Genomic DNA, 2,820 nt, shown 5'->3' with positions numbered 1-2,820 from the left:
GGCAGCAGGCTGTCGATGCTGGCCTTTGCGTCGCCGTAGAACATGCGGGTGTTCTCTTTGTAGAACAGCGGGTTCTCGATGCCGGAATAGCCGGTGCCCTGACCGCGTTTGGACACGAAGACCTGCTTGGCTTTCCAGACCTCCAGCACCGGCATACCGGCGATGGGGCTGTTGGGGTCTTCCTGCGCCGCCGGGTTCACGATGTCATTGGATCCGATCACGATCACCACGTCGGTCGAGGGGAAGTCCTCGTTGATCTCGTCCATTTCCATCACGATGTCATAGGGCACCTTGGCTTCCGCCAGCAGCACGTTCATGTGCCCCGGCAGACGACCTGCCACAGGGTGGATGGCAAAGCGCACCTCCTTACCCGCGGCGCGCAGCTTGCGCGTGAGGTCGGCCACCGCCGCCTGCGCCTGCGCCACCGCCATGCCGTAACCCGGCACGATGATCACGCTGTCGGCCTCATTAAGCGCCGTCGCCACGCCATCGGCGTCAATCGCCACCTGTTCGCCCTCGATCTCCATCGCAGGGCCCGTGGTGCCGCCGAAGCCGCCCAGGATCACACTGATGAACGACCGGTTCATCGCCTTACACATGATGTAGGACAGGATCGCACCGGAGGAGCCCACCAGCGCACCGACAACGATCAGCAGGTCGTTGCCAAGCGAGAAGCCGATCGCCGCCGCGGCCCAGCCCGAATAGCTGTTCAGCATCGACACCACGACCGGCATGTCGGCGCCGCCGATGCCCATAATCAGGTGGTACCCGATAAAGAGCGCCGCCAGCGTCATGATGAACAAGGGCAGGAAACCGCCCGAGTTGAAGTACCAGACCAGGCAGATGACCGACAAAGCCGCCGCGCCCGCGTTCAGCGCATGACCGCCGGGCAGCTTGGTGGCCGCCGAGGTCAGCTTGCCCGCCAGCTTGCCATAGGCCACCACCGACCCGGTGAAGGTCACCGCCCCGATGAAGATGCCAAGGAAGAGCTCGACCCGCAGAATGTTCTGCTCAACCACCGACTTATGCGCCAGCAGTTCGGCAAACCCGGTCAGCGCCTCGCGCGCCTCGGGCTCCATGCCCAGCACGCGAACCAGCTCGAAATGGGCGTTGAAGCCCACGAACACCGCCGCGAGGCCAACGAGCGAATGCATCGCCGCCACAAGTTGCGGCATCTCGGTCATCTCGACCTTCTTGGCCACGTACCAGCCGATGATACCGCCGCCCGCGATCAGGATGATCGACAGCAGCCACAGGCCAGACCCGGGACCGATGAGCGTGGCGATGACCGCCAGCGCCATGCCGACAATGCCGTACCACACCGCGCGCTTCGCGCTTTCCTGCCCGGACAACCCGCCCAGCGAAAGGATGAAGAGAACCGCCGCGACCACATAGGCCGCCGTCGTGAATCCGAATTCCATAATCCCTACCCCTTCACGATTTCTGGAACATGGCGAGCATGCGCCGTGTCACGAGGAAGCCGCCGAAGATGTTGATCCCGGCCATGAACACGCTGAGCCCCGCCAGCAGAATGACCAGCCAGCTCCCTGACCCGATCTGCATCAAGGCCCCCAGGATGATGATCGACGAAATGGCGTTGGTGACCGCCATCAGCGGCGTATGCAGCGAATGCGCCACGCCCCAGATCACCTGGAAGCCCACGAAGACGCTAAGCACAAAGACGATGAAATGCTGCATGAAGCTGGCTGGCGCATAATGCCCCGCCAGCAGGATCAGCCCGCCACCCACGGCCAGCAGGGTCACCTGTTGCTTGGTCTGTGCCTTGAAGGCCGCCACTTCCTGCGCCCGGCGCTCTTCCGGGGTCAGTTCCTTCGGCGCCTCCTTCTTCGGCTGCGCCGCGATCGCCTGGATCTTCGGCGGCGGCGGCGGGAAGGTGATCTCGCCCTGGTAGGTCACGGTCGCACCGCGGATCACGTCATCTTCCATGTTGTGCACGACCTGTCCATCCTTCTCGGGCGTCAGGTCGGTCATCATGTGACGGATGTTGGTGGCGTAGAGCGTCGAGGCCTGGCTGGCCATGCGGCTGGGGAAGTCGGTGTAGCCGATGATGGTGACGCCGTTCTCGGTCACCACCTTCTCGTCCATGACCGTGCCTTCGACATTGCCACCCCGTTCGGCGGCAAGGTCAACGATGACCGAGCCCGGCTTCATCGCCGCAACCATGTCTTCGGTCCACAGCTTCGGCGCAGGCCGGTTCGGGATCAGCGCCGTGGTGATGACGATATCGACCTCGGGCGCAAGCTCGCGGAACTTGGCCAGCTGCGCATTGCGGAACTCTTCGGACTGAACGGACGCATAGCCGCCGGTGGCCGCGCCATCCTGCGCCTCTTCCTCGAAGTCGAGATAGACGAACTCGGCGCCCATCGATTCGACCTGTTCGGCCACTTCGGGGCGCACGTCAAAGGCGTAAGTAATCGCGCCAAGGCTGGTCGAAGTGCCGATCGCCGCCAGACCCGCAACACCCGCGCCCACAACCAGAACCTTCGCCGGCGGCACCTTGCCCGCCGCCGTGATCTGACCGGTGAAGAAACGCCCGTAATTGTTGCCCGCCTCGATCACCGCGCGATAGCCCGCGATATTGGCCATCGAGCTGAGCGCATCCATCTTCTGCGCCCGGCTGATGCGCGGCACCATCTCCATCGCGATCACGTTGGCGCCCTTCGCCTTCGCAATCTCCATCCCCTCTTCATTCCCGGCAGGGTTAAAGAAGGAAATCAACGTCTTATCAGACGTCAGCCGCTTCAGCTCAGTGGCATTCGGAATGCGAACCTTCGCAATAATGTCAGACTCTTTCCAAAG

At 63.1% G+C, this 2,820-nt stretch carries 2 protein-coding genes; both read right to left on the bottom strand.

All coding sequences use genetic code 11. The features are described from left to right. The coding region (locus tag ACROHD_RS20755) for an NAD(P)(+) transhydrogenase (Re/Si-specific) subunit beta (protein ID WP_432680347.1) at positions 1 to 1,421 on the bottom strand (1,421 nt) is incomplete at its 3' end. Between the two features lie 13 nt (positions 1,422 to 1,434). Further along, the coding region (locus ACROHD_RS20750; RefSeq protein ID WP_432680346.1) for a Re/Si-specific NAD(P)(+) transhydrogenase subunit alpha at positions 1,435 to 2,820 on the bottom strand (1,386 nt) is incomplete at its 5' end.

Source organism: Nioella aestuarii, from assembly GCF_050896395.1.
Classification (GTDB): domain Bacteria; phylum Pseudomonadota; class Alphaproteobacteria; order Rhodobacterales; family Rhodobacteraceae; genus Nioella; species Nioella aestuarii.
Note: the sequence above shows the minus strand (reverse complement) of the source record. Positions and strands in the feature narration are given on the sequence as shown.